The organism is Staphylococcus sp. 510, assembly GCF_057219715.1.
Genome location: NZ_JBXVVK010000004.1, coordinates 66056 through 88027, shown reverse-complemented (window position 1 = coordinate 88027; position 21972 = coordinate 66056). Strand labels below are relative to the sequence as shown.

Here is a 21972-nt window from a genome sequence, read left to right as displayed (position 1 = left end):
GCATAGGTGGGATGACCATGAAAAAACAAAACAATAATAATAATTTGTATACATCCTTAAAACATTGTAATGCATTTTTAAGTAGAGAAGAGGACTATCGTGAAAATGTATACACCGATGCTCAGACTAATGAATCAACGATGGTTCAATTTCAGAAAGAGATGAGCCGAGATGCGTTTGTGCATTCAAGTGATATATTTAAAAAAGCAAAGCAAAACCTACGTGTTAAAGGCGAGTTGTAAGTAGGCTCTAGAGAATTTACATGTTAATAAGTGATAATAATAGTTGAGCGGTGTACAGTCAATGTGTTTAAACAAAGATTGGACACCGCTCTATATTGTATTAACGAATGAATATTTTAGTTAATAGCCATCCAATGAGTAGAACAATTACTAATATTAATAAAGGTATAAGTACATGTGTCATGTTATGGCCTCCTTTTCACTTAGTTTAATTTTAACTGTTCATGATAATAAGTCAAAATTTATCAACTTATATGCTGAAAAAGTTTTATGAATTCACTGATTTAAAAGGTCTATAACAGAAAATAATCGTTACACATGTTAAACTATACTAAAGAAAAATAAACATACCTTTAGGGGGATTAAAATGGAAATACCAAAAATAACAACATTTTTAATGTTTAATGATCAAGCTGAAGAAGCTATCAATTTATATACAAGTTTATTTGAAGACAGTGAAATTATAACAATGGTTAAATACGATGAAGATGGACCAGGCACACCAGGTACCGTCCAACATTCAATATTTACACTCAATGGCCAAGTTTTTATGGCTATTGATGCGAACAATGGTGAAGAATTACCTATGAACCCTGCGATGTCACTTTATGTCACTGTTAAAGATCCTATGGAAATGGAAAGATTATTTAGCGGTCTGAAAAAAGAGGGCGCCATTTTGATGCCTAAAACAGAAATGCCTCCGTATAGAGAATTTGCATGGGTACAAGATAAGTTTGGTGTCAGTTTCCAATTGGCTTTACCAGAAAAACATTAATCTATAACATAAAAAAGCACTGATTTTAGCATTTAATGATGCATAATCAGTGCTTTTACTTTATTTAATTTAAACTGTCAGATTTCATTTTTTGTATATGGTCGTAATCAGGCGTAGCATATAATGTTTTTTGATTATCATAAGTAACAAATCCAGGTTTAGCGCCAGAAGGTTTATGCACATGGCGAATTTCTGTATAATCAACAGGAATTTGTCCAGAGTTACCAGCTTTAGAGAAATATCCGGCTAACATCGCCGCTTCTTTAATCGTTTCCTCTGACGGTGAGTCGTTAAGTATGACTACGTGTGAACCAGGTATATCTTTGGTATGGAACCATATATGATTTTTTTGTACTTTTTTATTTGTAAGGTAATCATTCTGTTTGTTGTTTTTACCAACTAAAATAGTGTCGCCATCTGATGATATATACGATTGTAATTGAATTTTAGCATTTTTCTTCTTCTTAACATTTTTACGTTGCTTCATAAATCCTTGGTCTGCTAATTCATCACGAATATCATCAATTTCATTGACAGTAATATGTTCAAGTTGCTGTTCGATACCTGTAAAGTAATCAATATTCTCTTTAGTCAATTGTAATTGATGTTGAAGTTCATGTTCACGTGTCTTCATACGATTATATTGTCTGTAATAATATTGTGCGTTAACTGATGGAGATTTAGTTGGATTGAGAGGAATAGTGATTTCCTCATTATTATAATAATTAAGAACAGTTACAGATTCATCACCTTGTTTAATACGATAAATATTAGCGGTTATTAATTCGCCATAGAGTTGATAATTATCTTTATCTTTTGTACCTTCGTATTCTTGTAACAATTTACTTAATTTATTTTGATATTTATGAAGTTGTTGTTGAACGAACCGAACTAAATCGTTAGCACGTTGTTTGACACGTTCACGTTCACCTCTCGCATCATAATAACGATCGAGTAATTCATTTAGTGATTCATAGGTAACCATATCATCATAAAATTGATTTAATGTCATGAAATAGAAATCTTCTTTACCTGATTGATGATTTTTATGAAATACAGGTGTAGGAGCTTCAAGCGTTTCAGCCATCACTTCATCATATGCTTCTGGTAAGGTGTCAGGTGTCATGAACTGACGTCGACTTACAATTTCATTTGTAATTAGAGGACTAAAACCTTCAAATGTATTAAGTAACTGTTTAGCAATTTTACCTGCATTAAAATCGATATATTTTAAAACATCTTCACCTGATACATCATAAGGGTTAAGTTTATGTTGTGTAGGTGGAGCTTCATATTTAAATCCAGGCATAACTGTACGGTATTGATTTGTATTCGGTGTAAGATGTTTAAAACCTTCGAGAATTTTTCGTTCGTCATCTACTAAGATCAAGTTACTGTGTTTGCCCATAATCTCTAAAATAACTGTACGGTGTATCGTATCACCGATTTCATCTTTACTTTGTACATCGATTTCAACTCTTCGGTCATTACCAATTTGACGAATGGATTTAATAATGCCACCTTCTAAATGCTTACGAAAGACACGTGCAAACATTGGGGGATCAAATGGATTATCATATTTTTTATTCGTTAATTGTAATCTAGAGAAGCTTGGATGTATGGATAAAAGTAATTGATGATTTTGACGATTTTGGCGAACAACGATGATGATTGTGTCATTTTCTGGTTGATTGATTTTATGGATTCGTCCAGTAACTAAATCTTGTAAAGAAGTCACCATCTTTTTTGTAAATAGGCCATCATATGCCATAATTATCTGCCACCTTCATTTTATTCATTCTCATTATTGTAACATGCATTGTGCTAATGGTCATACATCGTGTTCAAAACATTGAATATTTGAAAAATGAGGATAACTGCTCAAAGTATCTCTATACAATTTCAAGTGCAATATGATATCATATTTAAATAATAGAAGAATAGCTTAGAGAGGTCGTAAGGCATGGATAATGAAAAAGGATTGTTAATTGTTCTTTCAGGTCCTTCTGGTGTTGGTAAGGGAACTGTTAGAAAAAAAATATTTGAATATCCAAACACTTCGTATAAGTACTCTATATCAATGACAACTCGTAGCATGCGCGAGGGCGAAGTTGATGGTGTAGATTACTTTTTCAAGACGAAAGAAGAGTTTGAAGCATTAATAAAAGATGATCAATTTATTGAATATGCCGAGTATGTAGGTAATTACTATGGGACGCCTGTTCAATATGTTAGAGATACTATGGACCAAGGACATGATGTATTTTTAGAAATTGAAGTCGAAGGTGCAAAACAAGTAAGAAAGAAATTCCCTGAAGCATTATTTATTTTCCTTGCTCCACCAAGTCTTGATGATTTAAGGGATCGTTTAGTTGGTAGAGGCACTGAATCAGATGAGAAAATTCAAAGCCGTGTTGCCGAAGCACGTAAAGAAGTAGAAATGATGAACTTATACGATTATGTAGTGGTAAACGACGAAGTAGAATTAGCTAAACATAAAATTCAGTCTATTGTCGAAGCTGAGCACCTTAAACGTGAGCGTATAGAAGCTAAATATAGAAAAATGATACTGGAGGCTAAAAAATAATGTTAAATCCACCATTAAACCAATTAACAGGTAAGATTACATCTAAATATCTTATCGCAACGACTGCCGCAAAAAGAGCTCGTGAATTAGACGAAAGACCAGAAACAGCTTTAGAAACTGAATATCATTCAGCTAAGCCTGTTGGTAAAGCATTAGAAGAAATTGCAGATGGCAAAGTATCACCAGTTATCCCGCAAGAATTTTTAGGATAATCATATACTAATTTTATGACACACCTTTTTGAAGATATTTCATTACAATCTTGTGATGGATATATCATGTAGATGAGGTGTGTTTTTTTAATATTAGCGACAATTTGTGTATAATTAATATAAATTTGAACATAGATGCGAATATAAATTGTGTGAATATCCTCATTTAAAGAAATGAATTCAGTGAAATGAGAATGTTTTAAGGAGAAGTAGATAATGAAACATATTTTATTAGCAGTAACAGGCGGTATTGCAGCATATAAAGCAATTGATTTAACAAGTAAACTTACTCAAGCTGGTTACGAAGTGCGTGTCATGCTTTCAAATCATGCACAAGAATTTGTAACACCATTGGCTTTTCAGTCTATAAGTAAAAATCCAGTATATACAAATACTTTTAAAGAAGAAAACCCGCAAGAAATTCAACATGTGGCATTGGGGGATTGGGCAGATGTCATTATTGTCGCACCAGCAACTGCCAATACAATTGCGAAGTTAAGTGTTGGTATTGCAGACGATGTGATTACGTCAACGTTATTAGCAACAGAAACACAAACGTTTATTGCACCTGCAATGAATGTACATATGTATGAAAATAAGCGCACACAACATAATATTGAAACACTCAAAGCTGATGGTTATCAATTTATAGAGCCAGGAGACGGCTACTTAGCGTGTGGATATGTCGCTAAAGGACGAATGGAAGAACCTTTACAAATAGTTTCAGTCATCAATCAATATTTCCATCAACAAGAGATTCAAGTGGAAAGTTCATTTAATGGTAAACATGCATTAGTTACTGCAGGGCCAACGATTGAAGTTATTGATCCAGTTAGATTTGTATCTAATCGATCTTCAGGGAAAATGGGATTTGCTATTGCTAATGCACTAAAAAAACGGGGTGCACATGTTACGTTGATAACTGGTCCGACACAATTGGCAGATCCAGAAGGTATTGAAGTTATTCATGTTGAAAGCGCAGAAGAGATGTTTCAGGAAACCGCTAAACGATATGATATGCAAGATATTGTTGTGAAAGCGGCTGCCGTCTCAGATTATACGCCATCAGAAGTTCTAGACCATAAAATGAAAAAACAAGATGGTGATGTAATTGTTAATTTCAAACGAACACAAGACATACTAAAATATCTTGGTGAGCATAAAACACATCAATATTTAGTAGGGTTTGCAGCAGAAACACAAAATATTGAAAAGTATGCACAAGATAAATTAAAACGTAAAAATGCAGATGTGATTATTTCAAATAATGTAGGCGACCACTCAATTGGATTTAGTTCAGATGAAAATGAATTAACGATGCATTTTAAAAATCAAGATATGATCAATATTAAGAAAGGCAAAAAAGTTGAAATTGCGAACGATATTTTAGACGAATTAGAAACTAGGTGGCAATAATGATAGCTAAGGTTATTGTGGACATACCTTCGAAAAGCGTCGACTTTAAGTTTGATTATATCATTCCCGAACGACTGCAATCATTTGTTCAAATAGGTGTGAGAGTGATTGTACCTTTTGGACCAAGAACAATACAAGGCTATGTGATGAGTATTCAAAGTCAACCTGATGAAGGTATTGATATCAGTAAGCTAAAGGAAATTAAAGAAATACAAGATATTAAACCAGAGCTAACACCTGAGTTAATTGAACTCAGTGAATGGCTTAGTCATTATCATTTAACAAAACGTATATCTGTTTTAGAAGTGATGTTACCGAATGCAATAAAAGCTAAATATCAAAAGGCATTTGAGGTTCTTAAAGGTGATGATATACCTGAATTACTTTTAAAGCGATTTAATAAAGAAGGTTATTATTTCTATAAAGATGCTCAAAAAAATGATGATTTAGAAGCGTTGAATGATTTACTAAAGCAAGACATCATAAAAGAAACAACAATTTTATCGCAAAATATTAAGAAGAAAACGCAACGTGCCGTTAAAGTGACAGAAATAGGAAATCCGGATGAGATACTTAATCATTTGGAAAAAGCGATTAAACAATATGATTTATATGCGTACTTATTAGATGAACGTCATAGAGATGTCTTTTTAAAAGAAATTGAAGAAATGGGATTCTCTAAATCAAGTTTAGATACCCTTATTAAGAAGGGATACTTGGAAAAATATGATGCTGAAATAGAAAGAGATCCATTTGCGAATCGAATTTTTGAGAAAGAAGATAATCGTCAATTAACACATGACCAACAAAGTGCTTTTGATGCTATCAAAGAGAAAATAGATGCCAACGAAGAAAGAACCTTTTTATTACATGGTGTGACAGGTTCTGGTAAAACAGAAGTTTATTTACAAGCAATTGAATCCGCTCTAAATCAAGGTAAACAAGCTATGATGCTTGTACCTGAAATTGCTTTAACACCTCAAATGGTATTAAGAGTCAAACGTCGTTTTGGTGATGATGTTGCTGTATTACATTCAGGTTTATCAAATGGAGAACGTTACGATGAATGGCAAAAAATTCGTGATGGACGTGCACAAGTTAGTGTCGGTGCACGCTCTAGTATATTCGCACCATTTAAAAACTTAGGATTAATCATCATCGATGAAGAGCACGAGTCTACATATAAGCAAGAAGATTATCCTAGATATCATGCTAGAGATATTGCTCAATGGAGAAGTCGTTATCACCATTGTCCAGTCATATTAGGCAGTGCGACACCAAGTTTAGAATCGTATGCACGTGCTGAAAAAAATGTCTATCAATTACTTGCATTACCACATAGAGTGAATAATCAAGCATTACCAGAAATTGATATCGTGGACATGCGCGAAGAGCTCGCTGAAGGCAACCGTTCAATGTTCTCATCAACGTTAAGAGATGCGATTCAACATTGTTTAAATAACAATGAACAAATTGTATTATTCTTAAATCGAAGAGGCTACGCTTCATTTATGTTATGTCGTGATTGTGGTCATGTACCACAATGTCCGAACTGTGATATTTCTTTAACCTACCATAAGACGACAGATCTACTGAAATGTCACTATTGTGGATATCAAGAAACACCACCTAATCGATGTCCTAATTGTGAGAGTGAACATATTAGACAAGTTGGTACGGGAACACAAAGAGTTGAAGAGTTATTACAACAAGAATTTGAACAGGCCAAAATTATTCGAATGGATGTTGATACGACTTCACGTAAAGGTGCGCATGAAAAGTTACTCAATGATTTTGAAAATGGTAAAGGAGATATACTTTTAGGAACACAGATGATTGCCAAAGGGCTAGACTATCCAAACATCACTCTTGTTGGGGTACTCAACGCAGATACCATGCTTAATTTACCTGATTTCAGAGCGAGTGAACGAACATATCAATTATTAACACAAGTAGCAGGTCGTGCTGGTCGACATGAAAAAGAAGGTAAAGTGATTATTCAAACGTATAATCCAGAACATTATGCTATTGAAGATGTTAAGAAAAATGATTATTTAACGTTTTATGAACAAGAGATGACTTATCGTAAACTAGGAAAATATCCGCCGTATTACTTTTTAATTAACTTCACGATTTCACATAAAGAAATGAAAAAAGTAATGGAAGCTTCCAAACATATTCATAAAATCTTATTACAACATCTTACAGATCAAGCGCTTGTTTTAGGACCATCACCTGCAGCACTATCTAGAATTAATAACGAATATCGTTTCCAAATTTTAGTTAAATACAAACGGGAGCCTGAACTTCATAAAGCACTTCAATATTTAGACGATTACTATCATGATCAATATGTTAAAGACAAATTAGCATTAAAAATCGACATTAATCCGCAAATGATGATGTAAATAGAAAAGCCATTGTGTGACATAAAGATGACACACAATGGCTTTATTTGTTAGGTTGTAATGCAATGCTAAATTACATTGTCACATTACCATTTTCATCTGCAGGCTTGAATAATGTTAGAATAGCACTAATAATTGCTAATACATGAGGAATCGCTGTCCAACAGAATAAGATGTGTAAGATGCCTTGCATCGTTTTACCAGCATAGAATTTATGAATTCCAAAGCTTCCTAAGAATACGGCTAATAAAATGTAAATGACTTTATTGACTTCCATAATGGTTACACCTCACTTTATAAAAAATAAATTAATGATTTTGAAAGACTTTTCTATTTTCAAAACATACTACTCATTTATATTTTATAAAATATAATATTAAAGTCAAAGACATTGACCTCATCCTTTAGTCTGATTAGGAGAGGTCGCAATTTTGTGCTAATTAAGTTATAATGGTTTGATGAATTTTAATGAGGAGCGTTAAATGTGTCAGTAAAAAAATTAGTGAAATCAGAGCATCCAATTTTTAATCAACCTGCAAATTCAGTTAAACATTTTGATGATCAATTAAAGCAAACGTTAATAGATGTAGAAGATAGTCTATATGCTTTGGAAGGGTCTGCACTCAGTGCTAATCAAATTGGCATTAACCAACAAGTAGCGATTGTAGATATGGAAATGGAAGGATTGCTACAACTGATTAACCCGAAAATAAAAAAACAATCTGAAGAAACCATTACTGATTTAGAAGGGTCAGTCAGTTTGCCAAATGTGTTTGGTGAAGTTGAACGTAGCAAAATGATTGTTGTAGAAAGTAATGATGTCAATGGGAATACTGTTGAACTTACAGCATATGATGATGTAGCTAGAATGATTTTACATACGATAGATCAACTCAATGGCATATTTTTCACAGAAAAGGCTAAACGTATACTAAGTGAAGAAGAAATGGAGGCGTATTTCGAATATGAGTAAAATAATTTTTATGGGGACACCTGATTTTTCGACAAAAGTATTAGAAATGCTAATCGCAGAACAAGAAGTAGTTGCAGTAGTAACGCAACCAGATAGACCAGTAGGTAGAAAACGTGTCATGACACCACCACCAGTTAAAAAAGTAGCATTAGAGCATGATATACCAGTATATCAACCTGAAAAAATAAAAGATTCTGATGAATTACAAACTTTATTAGACATGGATGCTGATTTAATTGTTACAGCTGCATTTGGGCAAATCTTACCTGAATCTTTATTAGATTCACCTAAATTAGGTGCTATTAATGTACATGCATCTTTATTACCTAAATATCGTGGCGGTGCTCCGATTCATCAAGCGATTATTGATGGTGAAAAAGAAACAGGAATCACGATCATGTATATGGTGAAAAAATTAGATGCAGGAAATATTATTTCACAACGTGCAATTGCAATTGAACAAGATGATAATGTTGGTTCTATGCATGATAAGCTAAGTTTTTTAGGTGCTGATTTACTTAAAGAAACTTTACCGTCTATCTTAGATGGTACAAACGATAGTATTGTTCAAGATGAAGCTCAAGCTTCATTTGCTTCTAATATTAGTCGTGAAGATGAAAAAATTAATTGGAACCAAGATGCACAGGTAATTCATAATCATATTCGTGGCTTATCTCCTTGGCCAGTAGCTTATACCATCATGGATGATAAAAATTTAAAAATATATAGTGCGCACATCGTTTCTGGTAAAAAAGGAGAACCTGGAACGATTGTTGAAACGACTAAAAAAGCAATTGTTGTTGCAACAGCTTCAGATGAATGTATTGCACTAACTGATATACAATTAGCCGGTAAAAAACGTATGCAAGTAGCAAATTATTTAAGTGGTGTTCAAGAATCACTAGTTGGGAAGAAATTAGTATGACAAATTCGATAAGAGGTCTCGCATTTGAGACAATACAAGCAATATTAGATGAAGGTGCATATAGTAATCTAGAAATCAATGAAGTACTCTCTACTTATGAGATTAGTGATTTAGATAAAGGTCTTTTCACTGAACTTGTATATGGGACTGTTAAACGCAAATACACGTTAGATTTTTATTTGAAGCCTTTCTTAAAAACTAAGATAAAAGGTTGGGTACGTGAGTTGTTATGGATGAGTATCTATCAATATGTATATTTAGATAAGGTACCGAATCATGCCATTATTAATGAAGCGGTTGAGATTGCAAAAGAAGAAGGCGGCTATTATACCGGCAATGTGGTTAATGGTATTCTACGTACAATCATGAGAAGTGAATTGCCTGATGTTAAAGATATACAAGATGATAAAAAACGTATCGCCATTCAATATAGTTTACCAAAATGGCTTGTTGATCATTGGGTAACACATTACGGTTTAGAGCAAACAGAAGCAATTGCACAGTCATTTTTAGAGCCAGTAGCAACCACTGTTAGAGCAAATATTACGAGAGGTTCTATTGATAACATTATTAGTGCATTAGAGAAAGAGAATTATACTGTTGAACGAGATGATGTGTTACCATTTTGTCTCCATATTTCAGGCAAACCGATTGTTAATTCAAGAGCATTTAAGGATGGTTTAGTTTCAATTCAAGATAAAAGTTCTATGTTTGTTGCACATATTATGGGCTTAAACAGAGATGATTCAGTCCTTGATGCATGTAGTGCACCAGGAGGAAAAGCGTGTCACATCGCCGAAATTTTATCTCCGGAGGGACATGTTGATGCAACTGATATCCATGACCATAAAATTAAATTAATAGATTTCAATATAAGAAAGCTTAGATTGAAAAATATTAAAGCTTATCAACATGATGCAACTAAACCTTATAATAACCAATATGACAAGATTCTAGTAGATGCACCTTGTAGTGGCTTTGGTGTATTAAGACATAAACCTGAAATAAAATACACGCAGTCGAAAAATTCTATACAATCATTAGTTGAATTGCAATTACAAATATTGGAGAATGTTAAGCATAACGTGAAGCCAGGTGGCTCAATTATTTATTCAACATGTACGATTGAACAAATGGAAAACGAAAATGTTGTCTATACATTTTTAAAACAAAATAAAGATTTCGAATTCGAACCATTCCAACACCCAATGACAGGGGAAATGGTGAAGACATTACAAGTATTCCCTCAAGACTACCACTCAGATGGATTCTTTATCGCTAGAATTAAAAGAAAGGAAAGTTAAAATGATTACTGATAAAAAGAAAAAGAAAAATAAATTCCTTCCTGATTTTGAGAAGCAGTCTATTTATTCATTAAGATATGATGAAATGCAAAATTGGCTTATCGAACATGGCCAACAAAAGTTCAGAGCAAAACAAATATTTGAATGGTTATACCAAAAACGTGTTGATAGTATTGATGAGATGACGAATTTATCTAAAGATTTAAGACAACTTTTAAAAGATAACTTTGCTATGACAACATTAACTACTGTAGTTAAACAAGAAAGTAGAGACGGTACAATTAAATTCTTATTTGAATTGCAAGATGGATATACAATTGAGACAGTATTAATGCGTCATGAATATGGGAATTCTGTATGTGTAACAACGCAAGTAGGTTGTCGTATCGGTTGTACATTCTGTGCCTCAACATTAGGAGGATTAAAACGTAATTTAGAAGCAGGTGAAATTGTTTCACAAGTGCTTACAGTACAAAAGGCGTTAGATGAAACTGAAGAGCGTGTCTCTCAAATCGTTATTATGGGAATCGGAGAGCCATTTGAAAATTATGACGAAATGATGGATTTCTTGCGAATTGTCAATGATGATAATAGTTTAAATATAGGTGCACGTCATATTACTGTATCAACATCAGGTATTATTCCTAGAATCTATGATTTCGCAGAGGAAGATATTCAAATTAACTTTGCCGTTAGTTTACATGGCGCAAAAGATGAAGTGCGTTCAAGATTAATGCCGATTAACAGAGCATATAATGTTGAAAAGTTAATGGAAGCCATTGAATATTATCAAGAGAAGACGAATCGACGAATTACATTTGAATATGGCTTATTCGGCGGTGTGAATGATCAATTGGAACATGCAAGAGATTTAGCGCATCTCATTAAAGGGTTAAATTGTCACGTGAATTTAATACCTGTGAACCATGTTCCAGAAAGAAATTATGTTAAAACACCTAAAGATGACATTTTTAAATTTGAAAAAGAGTTAAAACGATTAGGTATCAATGCTACAATAAGACGTGAACAAGGGTCAGATATTGATGCAGCATGTGGTCAATTAAGAGCGAAGGAACGACAAGTAGAAACGAGGTAAGAGCAATGCTAAATGCACAATTTTTCACTGATACTGGACAACATAGAGATAAGAATGAAGATGCAGGTGGTATTTTTTATAACCAAACCAACCAACAAATGCTAGTTTTGTGTGATGGTATGGGTGGTCATAGAGCTGGTGAAATTGCAAGTCAGTTTGTTACTTATGAGCTACAAAAACGTTTTGAATCAGAAAACTTAATAGAAGAACATCAAGCTGAAGAATGGTTGCGTACAAATATTAAAGATATTAATTTTGATTTGTACAATTGTGCTCAAGAAAATCCAAATTATTATGGTATGGGAACGACTTGTGTTTGTGCATTAGTATTTGATAAAACAGTTGTCGTTGCCAATGTGGGTGATTCTCGTGCATATGTTATAAACAGTAGGCAAATCGATCAAATTACAAGTGATCACTCCTTTGTCAATCATTTAGTGATGACAGGTCAAATCACAGAAGAAGAAGCATACCGTCACCCACAAAGAAATATTATTACAAAAGTTATGGGCACTGATAAACGCGTGTCACCAGACTTATTTATTAAGCGCTTAAATTTTTATGACTTCTTACTATTATGCTCTGATGGATTAACAGATTATGTTAGAAATGAGGAAATTCAAGAGGAATTAAAACAAGACGCCTCTTTAGAAGATCATGGTGAGCGTATCATGCGTATAGCATTCGCACATGATTCAAAAGATAATATCAGTTTTATCTTATCTGCTATCGAAGGTGATAGAGTATGATCGATAAACTGATTGACGAACGCTACAAAGTCATCGATAAACTTGGCGGAGGTGGCATGAGCATTGTGTATCTTGCTGAAGATCTTATTCTTAAACGCAAGGTAGCTATCAAAGCGATTTCCATACCTCCAAGAGAAAAGGAAGAAACACTACGTCGATTTGAAAGAGAAGTGCATAATTCATCACAATTGGCACATAAAAATATTGTGAGCATGTATGATGTAGCTGAAGAGGACGACTGTTACTTTTTAGTGATGGAATATATAGAAGGGCCAACATTGTCTGAATATATTCAAAATCATGGACCTTTAAGTATAGAGACAGCAATTCAATTTGCCCAACAAATTCTTGAAGGTATCAAACATGCACATGATAATAGAATTGTACATAGGGATATTAAACCGCAAAATATACTCATAGATAAAAATAAAACACTTAAAATCTTTGATTTTGGAATTGCTAAAGCGATTAGTGAAACATCATTGACACAAACTAACCATGTGCTCGGGACGGTACAATACTTATCACCTGAACAAGCTAAAGGTGAATCGACTAATGAAGGTACTGACATTTATTCAATAGGTATTGTACTCTATGAAATGCTTGTTGGTGAACCGCCATTTAATGGTGAAACAGCAGTAAGTATCGCCATTAAGCATATTCAGGACACGATTCCCAATATCACTACTGAAAAACGTGAAGAGGTACCACAAGCTTTGAGTAACGTTGTACTTAAAGCAACGGAAAAAGATAGAGCAGATAGATATCGTACCATTCAACAAATGCGTGATGATTTAAGTAGTGCGCTACACGAAAATCGTTCAAATGAAGAAAAATATGAGTTAGATCAAACGAAAACAAAGACAATGTCGTTTTCGAAGGATGAAATTTCTAAAAAAATAGATGATACACCAAAAGAAAAAAGCATTGAAGAGACGATGCAAATTCCAATTATGGATCAAAAAGTCAACCATCAACAATTTCAAAGTATGGAAAGTCCAATTTATGAGCCACCTCGTAAAAAAAGTTCTAAGAAAAAGAAATTTTTATTTGCGTTTATTTTCGCATTATTGTTGATTGGTTTGATTGCCTTTATCAGCATGGCTGTATTCGGTAGTAAATATGAGGAAATGCCAAATGTATCAGGAAAAACTGAAAAACAAGCTGAGAAAATATTAAAAAATCACCAATTAAAACTTGGAGATATTTCGAGAGATTATAGTAATAAATATCCTGAAAACCAAGTTATTAAGTCACGTCCAGGTAAAGGGGAACGTGTAGAACGTGGTGACAAAATTGATATTGTTTTATCAAAAGGACCTGAAACAGTCAAAATGCCAAGTGTCGTTGGATTATCAAAAAATGAAGCCTTGAATAAACTTGAAAAATTAGGGCTTAAAGATGTTGCTGTTGAACAAACCTATAATGCGAATACGCCAAAAGGTTATATTGCTAACCAAAATGTTGCTGCTAACAAACAAGTGAAATTAAATGATCATAATATAAAGATTTATGAATCACTTGGTGTCAGACAAGTTTATGTTAGTAATTATGAAAACAAATCATATTCTACAGCTAAAAAAGAACTTGAATCAAAAGGGTTTAAAGTAAAGTTTTCTGAAACGTATAGTGATAGTGTGAAAAAGAACAATGTTATTTCACAATCACCTAAGAGTAAATCTATTGATGAAGGTTCTACTATCTCATTAGTCGTTTCAAAGGGGAAAGAATCAGATTCTGATGACGATAAATCTAAGGAAGATGATTCAGAGGATTCATCAGCAAAAGGCATAAAAAATTACAATGAATCTGTTGAAGTACCTTATTCTGGTAAAAAAGGAAAAAGCCAAAAAGTAGAAGTTTATATTCGAGATAAAGATAATGATGGTTCTGAGGCTATACAATCCTTTGAAATCAAAGATAATAAATCTATCAATATTCCAATGAAAATCGAAAAAGGCAAAACAGCTGGTTATACTATCAGAGTAGATAATAAAGTTGTTGCAGATAAAGATGTAGGATATGATGATTAAATCTATACAATATAGTACTACAGGTCAGACGGTGAGTTGAAAATAATACTCACCGTCTTTTTATATATAGAAAGATATATAAATAGTTATGATTTTGATATACTAATAACAGTAAAATAAAATTGAGAGGTGTCCTTTTGAAGACTGGTCGAATTGTAAAATTGATAAGTGGTGTTTATCAAGTTGATGTGAATGGCACAATGTATAATACCAAGCCTCGTGGCTTATTTAGAAAAAAGAAATTTTCACCAATCGTTGGCGATATTGTTGACTTTGATGTTCAAAATGAAACGGAAGGTTACATCCAACATGTTCATGAAAGAGAGAATGCTTTAAAACGACCACCTGTCAGTAATATAGATACATTAGTTATAGTCATGAGTGCAGTTGAACCACAGTTTTCTACTCAATTGTTAGATAGATTCTTAGTCATAGCACATTCTTATGGCTTAGATACTAGAATATTAGTTACTAAAAAAGATATGGCTGACGATAATCAAATTGAAAAAATCAATAGTTATTTAGCTATATATGAAGAAATAGGTTATTCAACTCAATTTGTTGGTATTAATGACGATCAATATGCTTTGGTACAAGAATGGGGAAAGGGTTTGATTGTATTAAGTGGTCAATCTGGTGTGGGTAAATCAACCTTTTTAAATCGTTTTAAACCAGAACTAAATCTTGATACAAACGATATTTCAAAATCTTTGAATCGTGGTAAACATACAACAAGACATGTTGAACTTCACGAAACAGTTAATGGGTTTATTGCAGATACACCTGGATTTAGCGCATTAGATTTTGATCATATTGATAAAGATGAACTTAAAGATTACTTCATCGAAATCGCACAATATGGCACACAATGTAAGTTCCGTAATTGTAATCATTTAAAGGAACCGAAATGTAAAGTCAAAGAAGAATTAGATGTTGGGAATATTGCTCAATTTAGATATGAACATTATTTACAGTTATTCAATGAAATTTCAGAAAGAAAGGTACGATATTAAATGACAAAAGTATTACCTTCATTATTATCAGTAGATTTTTTAAATTTAAAGGATGAATTAGTTAAATTGGAAGAAGCAGGTGTAGATGGCTTACATTTCGATGTAATGGATGGACAATTTGTGCCAAATATTTCAATTGGCATACCTATTTTAGACGCTGTGCGACAACAATCAAAGTTACCAATTGATGTTCATTTGATGATTGAAAATCCAGAACAGTATATTGAACTTTTTGCAGATCATGGTGCAGACTTAATTTCTGTGCATTTAGAAGCGACTGCACATATCCATAGAGCTATCGAACAAATTAAGAATAAAGGGAAAAAAGCAGGCGTAGTGATTAATCCGGGAACACCCGTGAGCCAAATTTTACCTATTATCAATGCAGTGGACTATGTTTTAATTATGACAGTAAATCCTGGATTTGGTGGCCAATCATTTATTGAGGATTGTGTGGATAAAGTGTTGGAATTAAATACTTTAAAAAATGAAAAGCAACTCACTTTTGATATTGAAGTTGATGGTGGAATTAATGTAGAAACAGCCGAAATTTGCGTTAAAAATGGCGCTACGATGCTAGTGACAGGTTCATACTTCTTCAAACAAGATGATTATCAAGCTGTTACACAAAAGTTAAAGGGCTGATTGAATATGAAAATCAATTTATTATGTTCAGATAGACATATCCCTAAAGATCTATTTCAACATCATGCTCAAGAAACATGGGCTGGTATTGATAGGGGAGCATTGATTTTAATTCAGAATCAAATTGACCCTGTTTTCTCAGTGGGGGATTTTGATTCTGTTAATAATCAAGAACGTCAACTTTTAGCAACACAATTGAATATTCATCCTGTTAAAGCTGAAAAAGATGATACAGATTTAGGTTTAGGAGTTGCTCAAGCTGTTGAAGAGGGGTATCAAGATATTCATATATATGGTGCTACTGGTGGTCGATTAGATCATTTTATGGGTGTCATTCAAATTTTGTTGAAATCAGAATATATTAATAAAGGTATCAAATTTAAAATAATAGATGAGCAAAATGAAATCATACTATTGACTTCTGGTATGCACAATATATCACCACATGCGCAATATCAATATGTTTCCTTTATACCCGTGAGTGGAGAACCTGTATTAACGTTGGCAGGATTTAAATATAATTTGGAAAAGGAAAAGTTAGTAAGGGGATCGACATTAACGATTTCTAATGAGGTTGAAAAACCTAATGCCAAAATAGAAATTCATAATGGTCTTGTGTTACAAATTAGAAGTAAAGACTTGTAGAAAAAAAGAACTTAAAGGATATCCTTTAAGTTCTTTTAAAATATGTCCTCCACATAAGGACTATTTATATGTGCATTATATTTATTAAACTCTAGTAACTTTACCAGATTTTAAAGCACGTGCAGAAACCCAAACTTTTTTAGGTTTTCCGTCAACAAGAATTCTAACTTTTTGAAGGTTAGCGTTCCATCTGCGTTTGTTCGCATTTAAAGCGTGTGAACGATTATTACCAGTCGAAGCTTTACGACCTGTTACGTAACATTGTTTACCCATGAAAGTACCTCCTTTAATAAATATAAATACACGTCACTACTTATATACTTTATTAAGATACCACAATTGTTTAAGATTAGCAATAAATAGTTATATAAATCATGAATTATATACAGAAACGCTTGATAAATTATGATATAATTGTAAGCTGTGGAGTAATATAGTATGATACTTTAAAGAAATAGGAAATTTAAACATTAAAAATTCGAATGAATTAGTAATAATAATTAATGCAGACTAGCAAAGAGATTGCTTATCTATATAAGACAAGAAACACATAACTTTTATTTTCAGGAGGAATATTAATATGACATTAGAAATTTCAAATGATTACGGTAAAATTGATATTTCGAATGAAGTCATCGCCTCAGTTGTAGGTGGAAAAGCTGTTGAATGTTACGGCATTGTTGGTATGGCATCTAGACAGCAAGTAAGAGATGGTATCGCAGAAATTTTAGGCCATGAAAATTATGCAAGAGGCATCAAAGTTCGTGAAGAGAACGGAAATCTTGATATAGACATGTATATTATAGTAAGTTATGGTGTGAAAATTTCAGAAGTGGCGAACAATGTTCAGTCAACTGTTAAATATACATTAGAGTCTACGCTTAATGTAAAAGTGAATTCAGTTAATATCTTTGTACAAGGTGTTAGATTAAACCAAACGGGCCAAAAGATTTAGGAGGATAACGTGAAATGATTAGCAAAATCAATGGTAAATTATTTGCCGATATGATTATACAAGGGGCACAAAATTTATCTAATAATGCAGATTTAGTGGATTCGCTTAATGTATATCCAGTTCCAGATGGAGATACAGGGACAAATATGAATCTAACAATCACTTCTGGTCGTGAGGAAGTTGAAAATAATTTATCTCAAAATATTGGAGAACTTGGTAAAACATTCTCTAAAGGTTTATTAATGGGTGCAAGAGGGAACTCTGGCGTTATTTTATCTCAATTATTTAGAGGATTCTGTAAAAATATCGAGACAGAATCTGAAATTGATGCACAACAGTTAGCTGAAAGTCTTCAAGCAGGTGTCGAAACAGCTTATAAGGCTGTAATGAAACCAGTTGAAGGGACGATCTTAACTGTTGCTAAAGATGCAGCTCAAGCAGCTATTGATAAAGCTGAGTCATCTAAAGATTGTGTTGAAATCATGGAAGCAACGATTGAAGCTGCTGAAAAATCATTAGACAATACACCTAATTTACTAGCTGTATTAAAAGAAGTTGGCGTTGTAGATAGTGGTGGTAAAGGATTATTATCTGTATATGAAGGATTCTTAAAAGGTTTAAATGGCGAAACGATTGAAGCAAGTAAACCTAAATTAGATACAGATACGTTAGTTAATGACGAGCATGATTTCCATGGCGTGATTAATACAGAAGATATTGTTTATGGATATTGTACTGAAATGATGGTTCGTTTTGGTAAAGATAAGAAAGAATTTAAAGAAGATGAATTCCGTCAAGATATGAGCGAATTTGGCGATTCATTATTAGTAATCAATGATGATGAAATTGTTAAAGTGCATGTTCATACAGAATATCCTGGACAAGTATTTAATTACGGACAACAATATGGAGAATTAATTAAACTTAAAGTTGAAAATATGAGAGAGCAACACCGTGAAGTAATTAAAAAAGAAGCGAATAATCATAAAGATGACACACCACAAACTGTCGAAACAGCTATTATTACTATTTCTATGGGTGATGGTATCTCAGATTTATTTAAATCAATGGGAGCTACACATATTATCAGTGGTGGACAAACAATGAATCCATCTACTGAAGATATAGTTAAAGTCATTGAGCAATCAGAATGTAAGCGTGCGATTATTTTACCAAATAATAAAAATATTTTAATGGCCAGTGAACAAGCAGCAGAAATTGTTGATGCAGAGACAGTAGTGATTCCTACAAAATCTGTTCCTCAAGGTATTGCAGCTTTATTCCAATATGACGAAGGTTCTTCATTAGAAGATAATAAGAGTCATATGGTTACTGCATTAGATGTCGTTAAATCTGGTTCGGTTACATTTGCAGTGAGAGACACTAAAATTGATGGTGTTGAAATTAAAAAAGATGAATTTATGGGTCTTGCTGAAGATAAAATCATAACAAGCGATGCTGATCAATATACTGCTACTAAACAATTGTTAGAAGCCATGCTTTCTGAAGATAGTGAAATTTTAACAATTATTGTTGGTGAAGATGCAAATCAACAAACAACAGATCAACTTGTTGAATGGATAGAATCTACGTATCCAGATGTTGAAATTGAAAATCATAATGGTCAACAACCTATTTATCAGTATTTATTTGCTGTTGAATAAACATATTTAATGAATAAAACGAGATTGAAAGTATATTCAGAATAATACTCTGACTACTTTTATCTCGTTTTATTTTTGTTAATCATCATATAACAATAACATTAAGATACTATAGTATATAGTCCGTAAAAATATTATGTAAACTAAAATACATCAATGCGTTTTAATCCACCATTGAAGGAACTAAATGGTAGAATGAATGTATTATTTAAGTGACAATATAGATTAAAGATTAATACATAATAAGGTGATCGAATATGGCGAAAGTCAATTTAATAGAAAGTCCCTATCCATTAAATCAAATTAAGGGTATAGGACCGAAGCGTTTAGCTGTATTACAAGAATTAAATATTAACACTGTCGAAGATCTCATACTATATTTACCTACGCGTTATGAGGATAATACTGTTATAGATTTAAACGAGGCAGAAGACCAAAGTACTGTAACTGTTCAAGGTGAAGTTTACTCCTCTCCAACAGTAGCATTTTTTGGGAGAAATAAATCTAAGCTAACTGTACATATTATGGTGAATCAAATTGCAGTCAAATGCGTCTTTTTTAATCAACCTTATTTAAAAAAGAAAATTGAATTACATGGTACTGTAACGGTTAAAGGGAAATGGAATCGCTCAAAACAAGAAATAAATGGTAATAGAATGTTCTTTAATCAGCAGGAAAATCTTAATGATACACAATTAGAGCCCGTTTATCGTATTAAAGAAGGTATTAAACAAAAGCAATTGCGTGATCATATACGTCAGTCATTAAATGATGTAGTCATACATGAGTGGTTATCAGATGAGCTCAGAAATAAGTATAAATTAGAAACTTTAGAATTTACACTTAATCATTTACATCATCCCCAAGGTAAACAAGACTTACTTAGAGCAAGACGTACTTATGCATTTACAGAATTATTTATGTTTGAATTACGCATGCAATGGTTGAATCGATTAGAAAAAGCGTCAGACGATGCCATAGAAATTGATTATGATATTCAAAAAGTAAAATCATTTATTGATAGTTTACCGTTCGAATTAACAGATGCCCAAAAGACGAGTGTTAATGAAATATTTAGAGATTTAAAAGCACCTATTCGTATGCATAGATTATTACAAGGAGATGTTGGATCAGGTAAAACGGTCGTAGCTGCTATATGTATGTATGCCTTAAAAACAGCTGGATACCAATCAGCACTTATGGTACCTACAGAAATACTTGCTGAACAACATGCCGAAAGTTTAATTCAATTATTCGGTGACACAATGAATGTCGCTTTATTAACAGGATCAGTCAAAGGGAAAAAACGTCGTATTTTGTTAGAACAACTTGAAAATGGAACGATAGATTGCTTAATTGGTACACATGCTTTAATTCAAGATGATGTTGCCTTTGACAATGTTGGTTTAGTGATTACGGATGAACAACATCGTTTTGGAGTGAATCAACGTCAAAAATTAAGAGAAAAAGGTGCGATGACCAATGTCTTGTTTATGACAGCCACACCGATTCCTAGAACATTAGCAATATCAGTGTTTGGAGAAATGGATGTTTCATCTATTAAACAGTTACCTAAAGGTAGAAAAACGATTATGACGAGTTGGGCAAAGCATGAGCAATATGAACAAGTATTAACTCAAATGACAAGTGAATTAAAAAAAGGAAGACAAGCCTATGTCATTTGTCCACTTATTGAAAGCTCTGAACATTTAGAAGATGTACAGAATGTGGTAGAACTATTTGAATCATTACAACAATACTATGGTGAAAACAAAGTAGGTTTATTACACGGTAAACTAAGCAATGAAGAAAAAGATGAAGTCATGCACCGTTTTAGTGAACATGAAATTGATATATTAGTTTCAACGACAGTGGTTGAAGTAGGTGTTAATGTACCTAATGCGACTTTTATGATGATATATGATGCTGACCGCTTCGGTTTATCAACTTTACATCAATTACGTGGACGAGTAGGTAGAAGTGAACATCAAAGTTATTGTGTGCTCATTGCTTCGCCTAAAACTGAAACTGGAATCGAAAGAATGACGATTATGACACAAACAACAGATGGGTTTGAATTGAGTGAACGAGATCTAGAAATGCGTGGTCCAGGTGATTTCTTCGGTGTGAAGCAAAGTGGTTTGCCTGATTTCTTAGTTGCCAATATTGTAGAAGATTATCGTATGTTAGAAGTAGCAAGAGATGAAGCAGGTGAATTAATTCAATCTGGTGAATTTTTCAATGAAAATTATGATCATCTTAGACATTTTATCGAAGATAATTTACTTGATATGAGCTTTGATTGATAAAATGCTATCATTTAAAACGAG

21 protein-coding genes are annotated in these 21972 nt (G+C 32.9%); 18 read left to right on the top strand and 3 right to left on the bottom strand.

Annotated features, from left to right (window positions below):
- Nucleotides 1-17 precede the first annotated feature (17 nt).
- A complete protein-coding gene (locus AC2D8K_RS04265) occupies nucleotides 18-242 on the top strand; it encodes a hypothetical protein (RefSeq protein WP_002450602.1) in 225 nt (74 codons plus the stop codon).
- A gap of 367 nt (nucleotides 243-609) precedes the next feature.
- On the top strand, nucleotides 610-1017 hold the full coding sequence (locus AC2D8K_RS04260) for a VOC family protein (RefSeq protein ID WP_002450601.1): 408 nt from the start codon (nucleotides 610-612) through the stop codon (nucleotides 1015-1017).
- A 64-nt stretch (nucleotides 1018-1081) separates the two neighbouring features.
- Here AC2D8K_RS04260 and AC2D8K_RS04255 read toward each other — a convergent pair whose 3' ends face one another.
- Entirely contained in the window at nucleotides 1082-2788 is a 1707-nt protein-coding gene (locus tag AC2D8K_RS04255; RefSeq protein WP_484698086.1) for an Rqc2 family fibronectin-binding protein, read from the bottom strand.
- 192 nt (nucleotides 2789-2980) lie between these two features.
- On the opposite strand from AC2D8K_RS04255, the gene gmk reads away from it, so the two are divergent.
- The 4 genes from gmk to priA all read left to right on the top strand — a co-directional run bounded on the left by gmk (nucleotide 2981) and on the right by priA (nucleotide 7640).
- Nucleotides 2981-3604, top strand: a complete 624-nt coding sequence (gmk, locus tag AC2D8K_RS04250; protein ID WP_484698084.1) for a guanylate kinase — start codon at nucleotides 2981-2983, stop codon at nucleotides 3602-3604.
- Nucleotides 3604-3816 carry a DNA-directed RNA polymerase subunit omega gene (gene rpoZ / locus AC2D8K_RS04245; protein WP_002450598.1) on the top strand — a complete coding sequence of 71 codons (213 nt, stop codon included), beginning with the start codon at nucleotides 3604-3606 and terminating at the stop codon, nucleotides 3814-3816. The genes gmk and rpoZ overlap by 1 nt, the downstream gene beginning before the upstream one ends.
- A gap of 216 nt (nucleotides 3817-4032) precedes the next feature.
- Nucleotides 4033-5232, top strand: a complete 1200-nt coding sequence (gene coaBC / locus AC2D8K_RS04240) for a bifunctional phosphopantothenoylcysteine decarboxylase/phosphopantothenate--cysteine ligase CoaBC (RefSeq protein WP_002450597.1) — start codon at nucleotides 4033-4035, stop codon at nucleotides 5230-5232.
- Nucleotides 5232-7640: a primosomal protein N' gene (gene priA, locus AC2D8K_RS04235; protein ID WP_002450596.1), complete on the top strand. Its 2409-nt coding sequence runs from the start codon at nucleotides 5232-5234 to the stop codon at nucleotides 7638-7640. Before coaBC ends, priA begins: the two co-directional genes overlap by 1 nt.
- Nucleotides 7641-7713: 73 nt before the next feature.
- Here the strand turns inward: priA and AC2D8K_RS04230 are convergent, their stop codons facing one another.
- Nucleotides 7714-7917, bottom strand: a complete 204-nt coding sequence (locus AC2D8K_RS04230; protein ID WP_002450595.1) for a TM2 domain-containing protein — start codon at nucleotides 7915-7917, stop codon at nucleotides 7714-7716.
- Nucleotides 7918-8124: 207 nt separating this feature from the next.
- On the opposite strand from AC2D8K_RS04230, the gene AC2D8K_RS04225 reads away from it, so the two are divergent.
- The 9 genes from AC2D8K_RS04225 (at nucleotide 8125) to AC2D8K_RS04185 (ending at nucleotide 17023) form a co-directional block, all read left to right on the top strand.
- Nucleotides 8125-8613 carry a peptide deformylase gene (locus AC2D8K_RS04225; RefSeq protein ID WP_002450594.1) on the top strand — a complete coding sequence of 163 codons (489 nt, stop codon included), beginning with the start codon at nucleotides 8125-8127 and terminating at the stop codon, nucleotides 8611-8613.
- Entirely contained in the window at nucleotides 8606-9538 is a 933-nt protein-coding gene (gene fmt, locus AC2D8K_RS04220; protein ID WP_002450593.1) for a methionyl-tRNA formyltransferase, read from the top strand. The genes AC2D8K_RS04225 and fmt overlap by 8 nt, the downstream gene beginning before the upstream one ends.
- On the top strand, nucleotides 9535-10842 hold the full coding sequence (gene rsmB / locus AC2D8K_RS04215) for a 16S rRNA (cytosine(967)-C(5))-methyltransferase RsmB (protein WP_124228364.1): 1308 nt from the start codon (nucleotides 9535-9537) through the stop codon (nucleotides 10840-10842). Before fmt ends, rsmB begins: the two co-directional genes overlap by 4 nt.
- Nucleotide 10843: 1 nt before the next feature.
- On the top strand, nucleotides 10844-11938 hold the full coding sequence (rlmN, locus tag AC2D8K_RS04210) for a dual-specificity RNA methyltransferase RlmN (RefSeq protein WP_002450591.1): 1095 nt from the start codon (nucleotides 10844-10846) through the stop codon (nucleotides 11936-11938).
- 5 nt (nucleotides 11939-11943) lie between these two features.
- The gene (locus tag AC2D8K_RS04205; RefSeq protein ID WP_484698122.1) at nucleotides 11944-12687 is read left to right on the top strand and encodes a Stp1/IreP family PP2C-type Ser/Thr phosphatase; all 744 of its coding nucleotides are present in this window, start codon (nucleotides 11944-11946) and stop codon (nucleotides 12685-12687) included.
- A complete protein-coding gene (pknB, locus tag AC2D8K_RS04200) occupies nucleotides 12684-14720 on the top strand; it encodes a Stk1 family PASTA domain-containing Ser/Thr kinase (protein ID WP_207024693.1) in 2037 nt (678 codons plus the stop codon). The genes AC2D8K_RS04205 and pknB overlap by 4 nt, the downstream gene beginning before the upstream one ends.
- A 137-nt stretch (nucleotides 14721-14857) precedes the next feature.
- Complete coding sequence (rsgA, locus tag AC2D8K_RS04195) at nucleotides 14858-15733, top strand: ribosome small subunit-dependent GTPase A (RefSeq protein ID WP_002450588.1); 876 nt, start codon at nucleotides 14858-14860, stop codon at nucleotides 15731-15733.
- Nucleotides 15734-16378 carry a ribulose-phosphate 3-epimerase gene (gene rpe / locus AC2D8K_RS04190; RefSeq protein ID WP_002450587.1) on the top strand — a complete coding sequence of 215 codons (645 nt, stop codon included), beginning with the start codon at nucleotides 15734-15736 and terminating at the stop codon, nucleotides 16376-16378. It begins immediately after the preceding gene.
- A 6-nt stretch (nucleotides 16379-16384) separates the two neighbouring features.
- Complete coding sequence (locus tag AC2D8K_RS04185; protein ID WP_002450586.1) at nucleotides 16385-17023, top strand: thiamine diphosphokinase; 639 nt, start codon at nucleotides 16385-16387, stop codon at nucleotides 17021-17023.
- An 84-nt stretch (nucleotides 17024-17107) separates the two neighbouring features.
- Here AC2D8K_RS04185 and rpmB read toward each other — a convergent pair whose 3' ends face one another.
- Nucleotides 17108-17296, bottom strand: coding sequence for a 50S ribosomal protein L28 (gene rpmB, locus AC2D8K_RS04180; RefSeq protein ID WP_002435210.1), 189 nt, complete (start codon nucleotides 17294-17296; stop codon nucleotides 17108-17110).
- 307 nt (nucleotides 17297-17603) lie between these two features.
- On the opposite strand from rpmB, the gene AC2D8K_RS04175 reads away from it, so the two are divergent.
- The 3 genes from AC2D8K_RS04175 to recG all read left to right on the top strand — a co-directional run bounded on the left by AC2D8K_RS04175 (nucleotide 17604) and on the right by recG (nucleotide 21948).
- Nucleotides 17604-17978 (top strand): Asp23/Gls24 family envelope stress response protein, encoded by a 375-nt coding sequence (locus AC2D8K_RS04175; protein WP_484698081.1) that lies wholly within the window; start codon nucleotides 17604-17606, stop codon nucleotides 17976-17978.
- 14 nt (nucleotides 17979-17992) lie between these two features.
- Nucleotides 17993-19642: a fatty acid kinase catalytic subunit FakA gene (gene fakA / locus AC2D8K_RS04170; protein ID WP_002450584.1), complete on the top strand. Its 1650-nt coding sequence runs from the start codon at nucleotides 17993-17995 to the stop codon at nucleotides 19640-19642.
- 257 nt (nucleotides 19643-19899) lie between these two features.
- Nucleotides 19900-21948, top strand: a complete 2049-nt coding sequence (gene recG / locus AC2D8K_RS04165; RefSeq protein ID WP_002450583.1) for an ATP-dependent DNA helicase RecG — start codon at nucleotides 19900-19902, stop codon at nucleotides 21946-21948.
- Nucleotides 21949-21972 lie beyond the last annotated feature (24 nt).

Coding starts and splice junctions, on each gene's coding strand:
- AC2D8K_RS04265 (WP_002450602.1), top strand. CDS start 18: ATGAAAAAACAAAACAATAATAATAATTTGTATACATCCTTAAAACAT.
- AC2D8K_RS04260 (WP_002450601.1), top strand. CDS start 610: ATGGAAATACCAAAAATAACAACATTTTTAATGTTTAATGATCAAGCT.
- AC2D8K_RS04255 (WP_484698086.1), bottom strand. CDS start 2,788: ATGGCATATGATGGCCTATTTACAAAAAAGATGGTGACTTCTTTACAA.
- gmk (WP_484698084.1), top strand. CDS start 2,981: ATGGATAATGAAAAAGGATTGTTAATTGTTCTTTCAGGTCCTTCTGGT.
- rpoZ (WP_002450598.1), top strand. CDS start 3,604: ATGTTAAATCCACCATTAAACCAATTAACAGGTAAGATTACATCTAAA.
- coaBC (WP_002450597.1), top strand. CDS start 4,033: ATGAAACATATTTTATTAGCAGTAACAGGCGGTATTGCAGCATATAAA.
- priA (WP_002450596.1), top strand. CDS start 5,232: ATGATAGCTAAGGTTATTGTGGACATACCTTCGAAAAGCGTCGACTTT.
- AC2D8K_RS04230 (WP_002450595.1), bottom strand. CDS start 7,917: ATGGAAGTCAATAAAGTCATTTACATTTTATTAGCCGTATTCTTAGGA.
- fmt (WP_002450593.1), top strand. CDS start 8,606: ATGAGTAAAATAATTTTTATGGGGACACCTGATTTTTCGACAAAAGTA.
- rsmB (WP_124228364.1), top strand. CDS start 9,535: ATGACAAATTCGATAAGAGGTCTCGCATTTGAGACAATACAAGCAATA.
- rlmN (WP_002450591.1), top strand. CDS start 10,844: ATGATTACTGATAAAAAGAAAAAGAAAAATAAATTCCTTCCTGATTTT.
- AC2D8K_RS04205 (WP_484698122.1), top strand. CDS start 11,944: ATGCTAAATGCACAATTTTTCACTGATACTGGACAACATAGAGATAAG.
- pknB (WP_207024693.1), top strand. CDS start 12,684: ATGATCGATAAACTGATTGACGAACGCTACAAAGTCATCGATAAACTT.
- rpe (WP_002450587.1), top strand. CDS start 15,734: ATGACAAAAGTATTACCTTCATTATTATCAGTAGATTTTTTAAATTTA.
- AC2D8K_RS04185 (WP_002450586.1), top strand. CDS start 16,385: ATGAAAATCAATTTATTATGTTCAGATAGACATATCCCTAAAGATCTA.
- rpmB (WP_002435210.1), bottom strand. CDS start 17,296: ATGGGTAAACAATGTTACGTAACAGGTCGTAAAGCTTCGACTGGTAAT.
- AC2D8K_RS04175 (WP_484698081.1), top strand. CDS start 17,604: ATGACATTAGAAATTTCAAATGATTACGGTAAAATTGATATTTCGAAT.
- fakA (WP_002450584.1), top strand. CDS start 17,993: ATGATTAGCAAAATCAATGGTAAATTATTTGCCGATATGATTATACAA.
- recG (WP_002450583.1), top strand. CDS start 19,900: ATGGCGAAAGTCAATTTAATAGAAAGTCCCTATCCATTAAATCAAATT.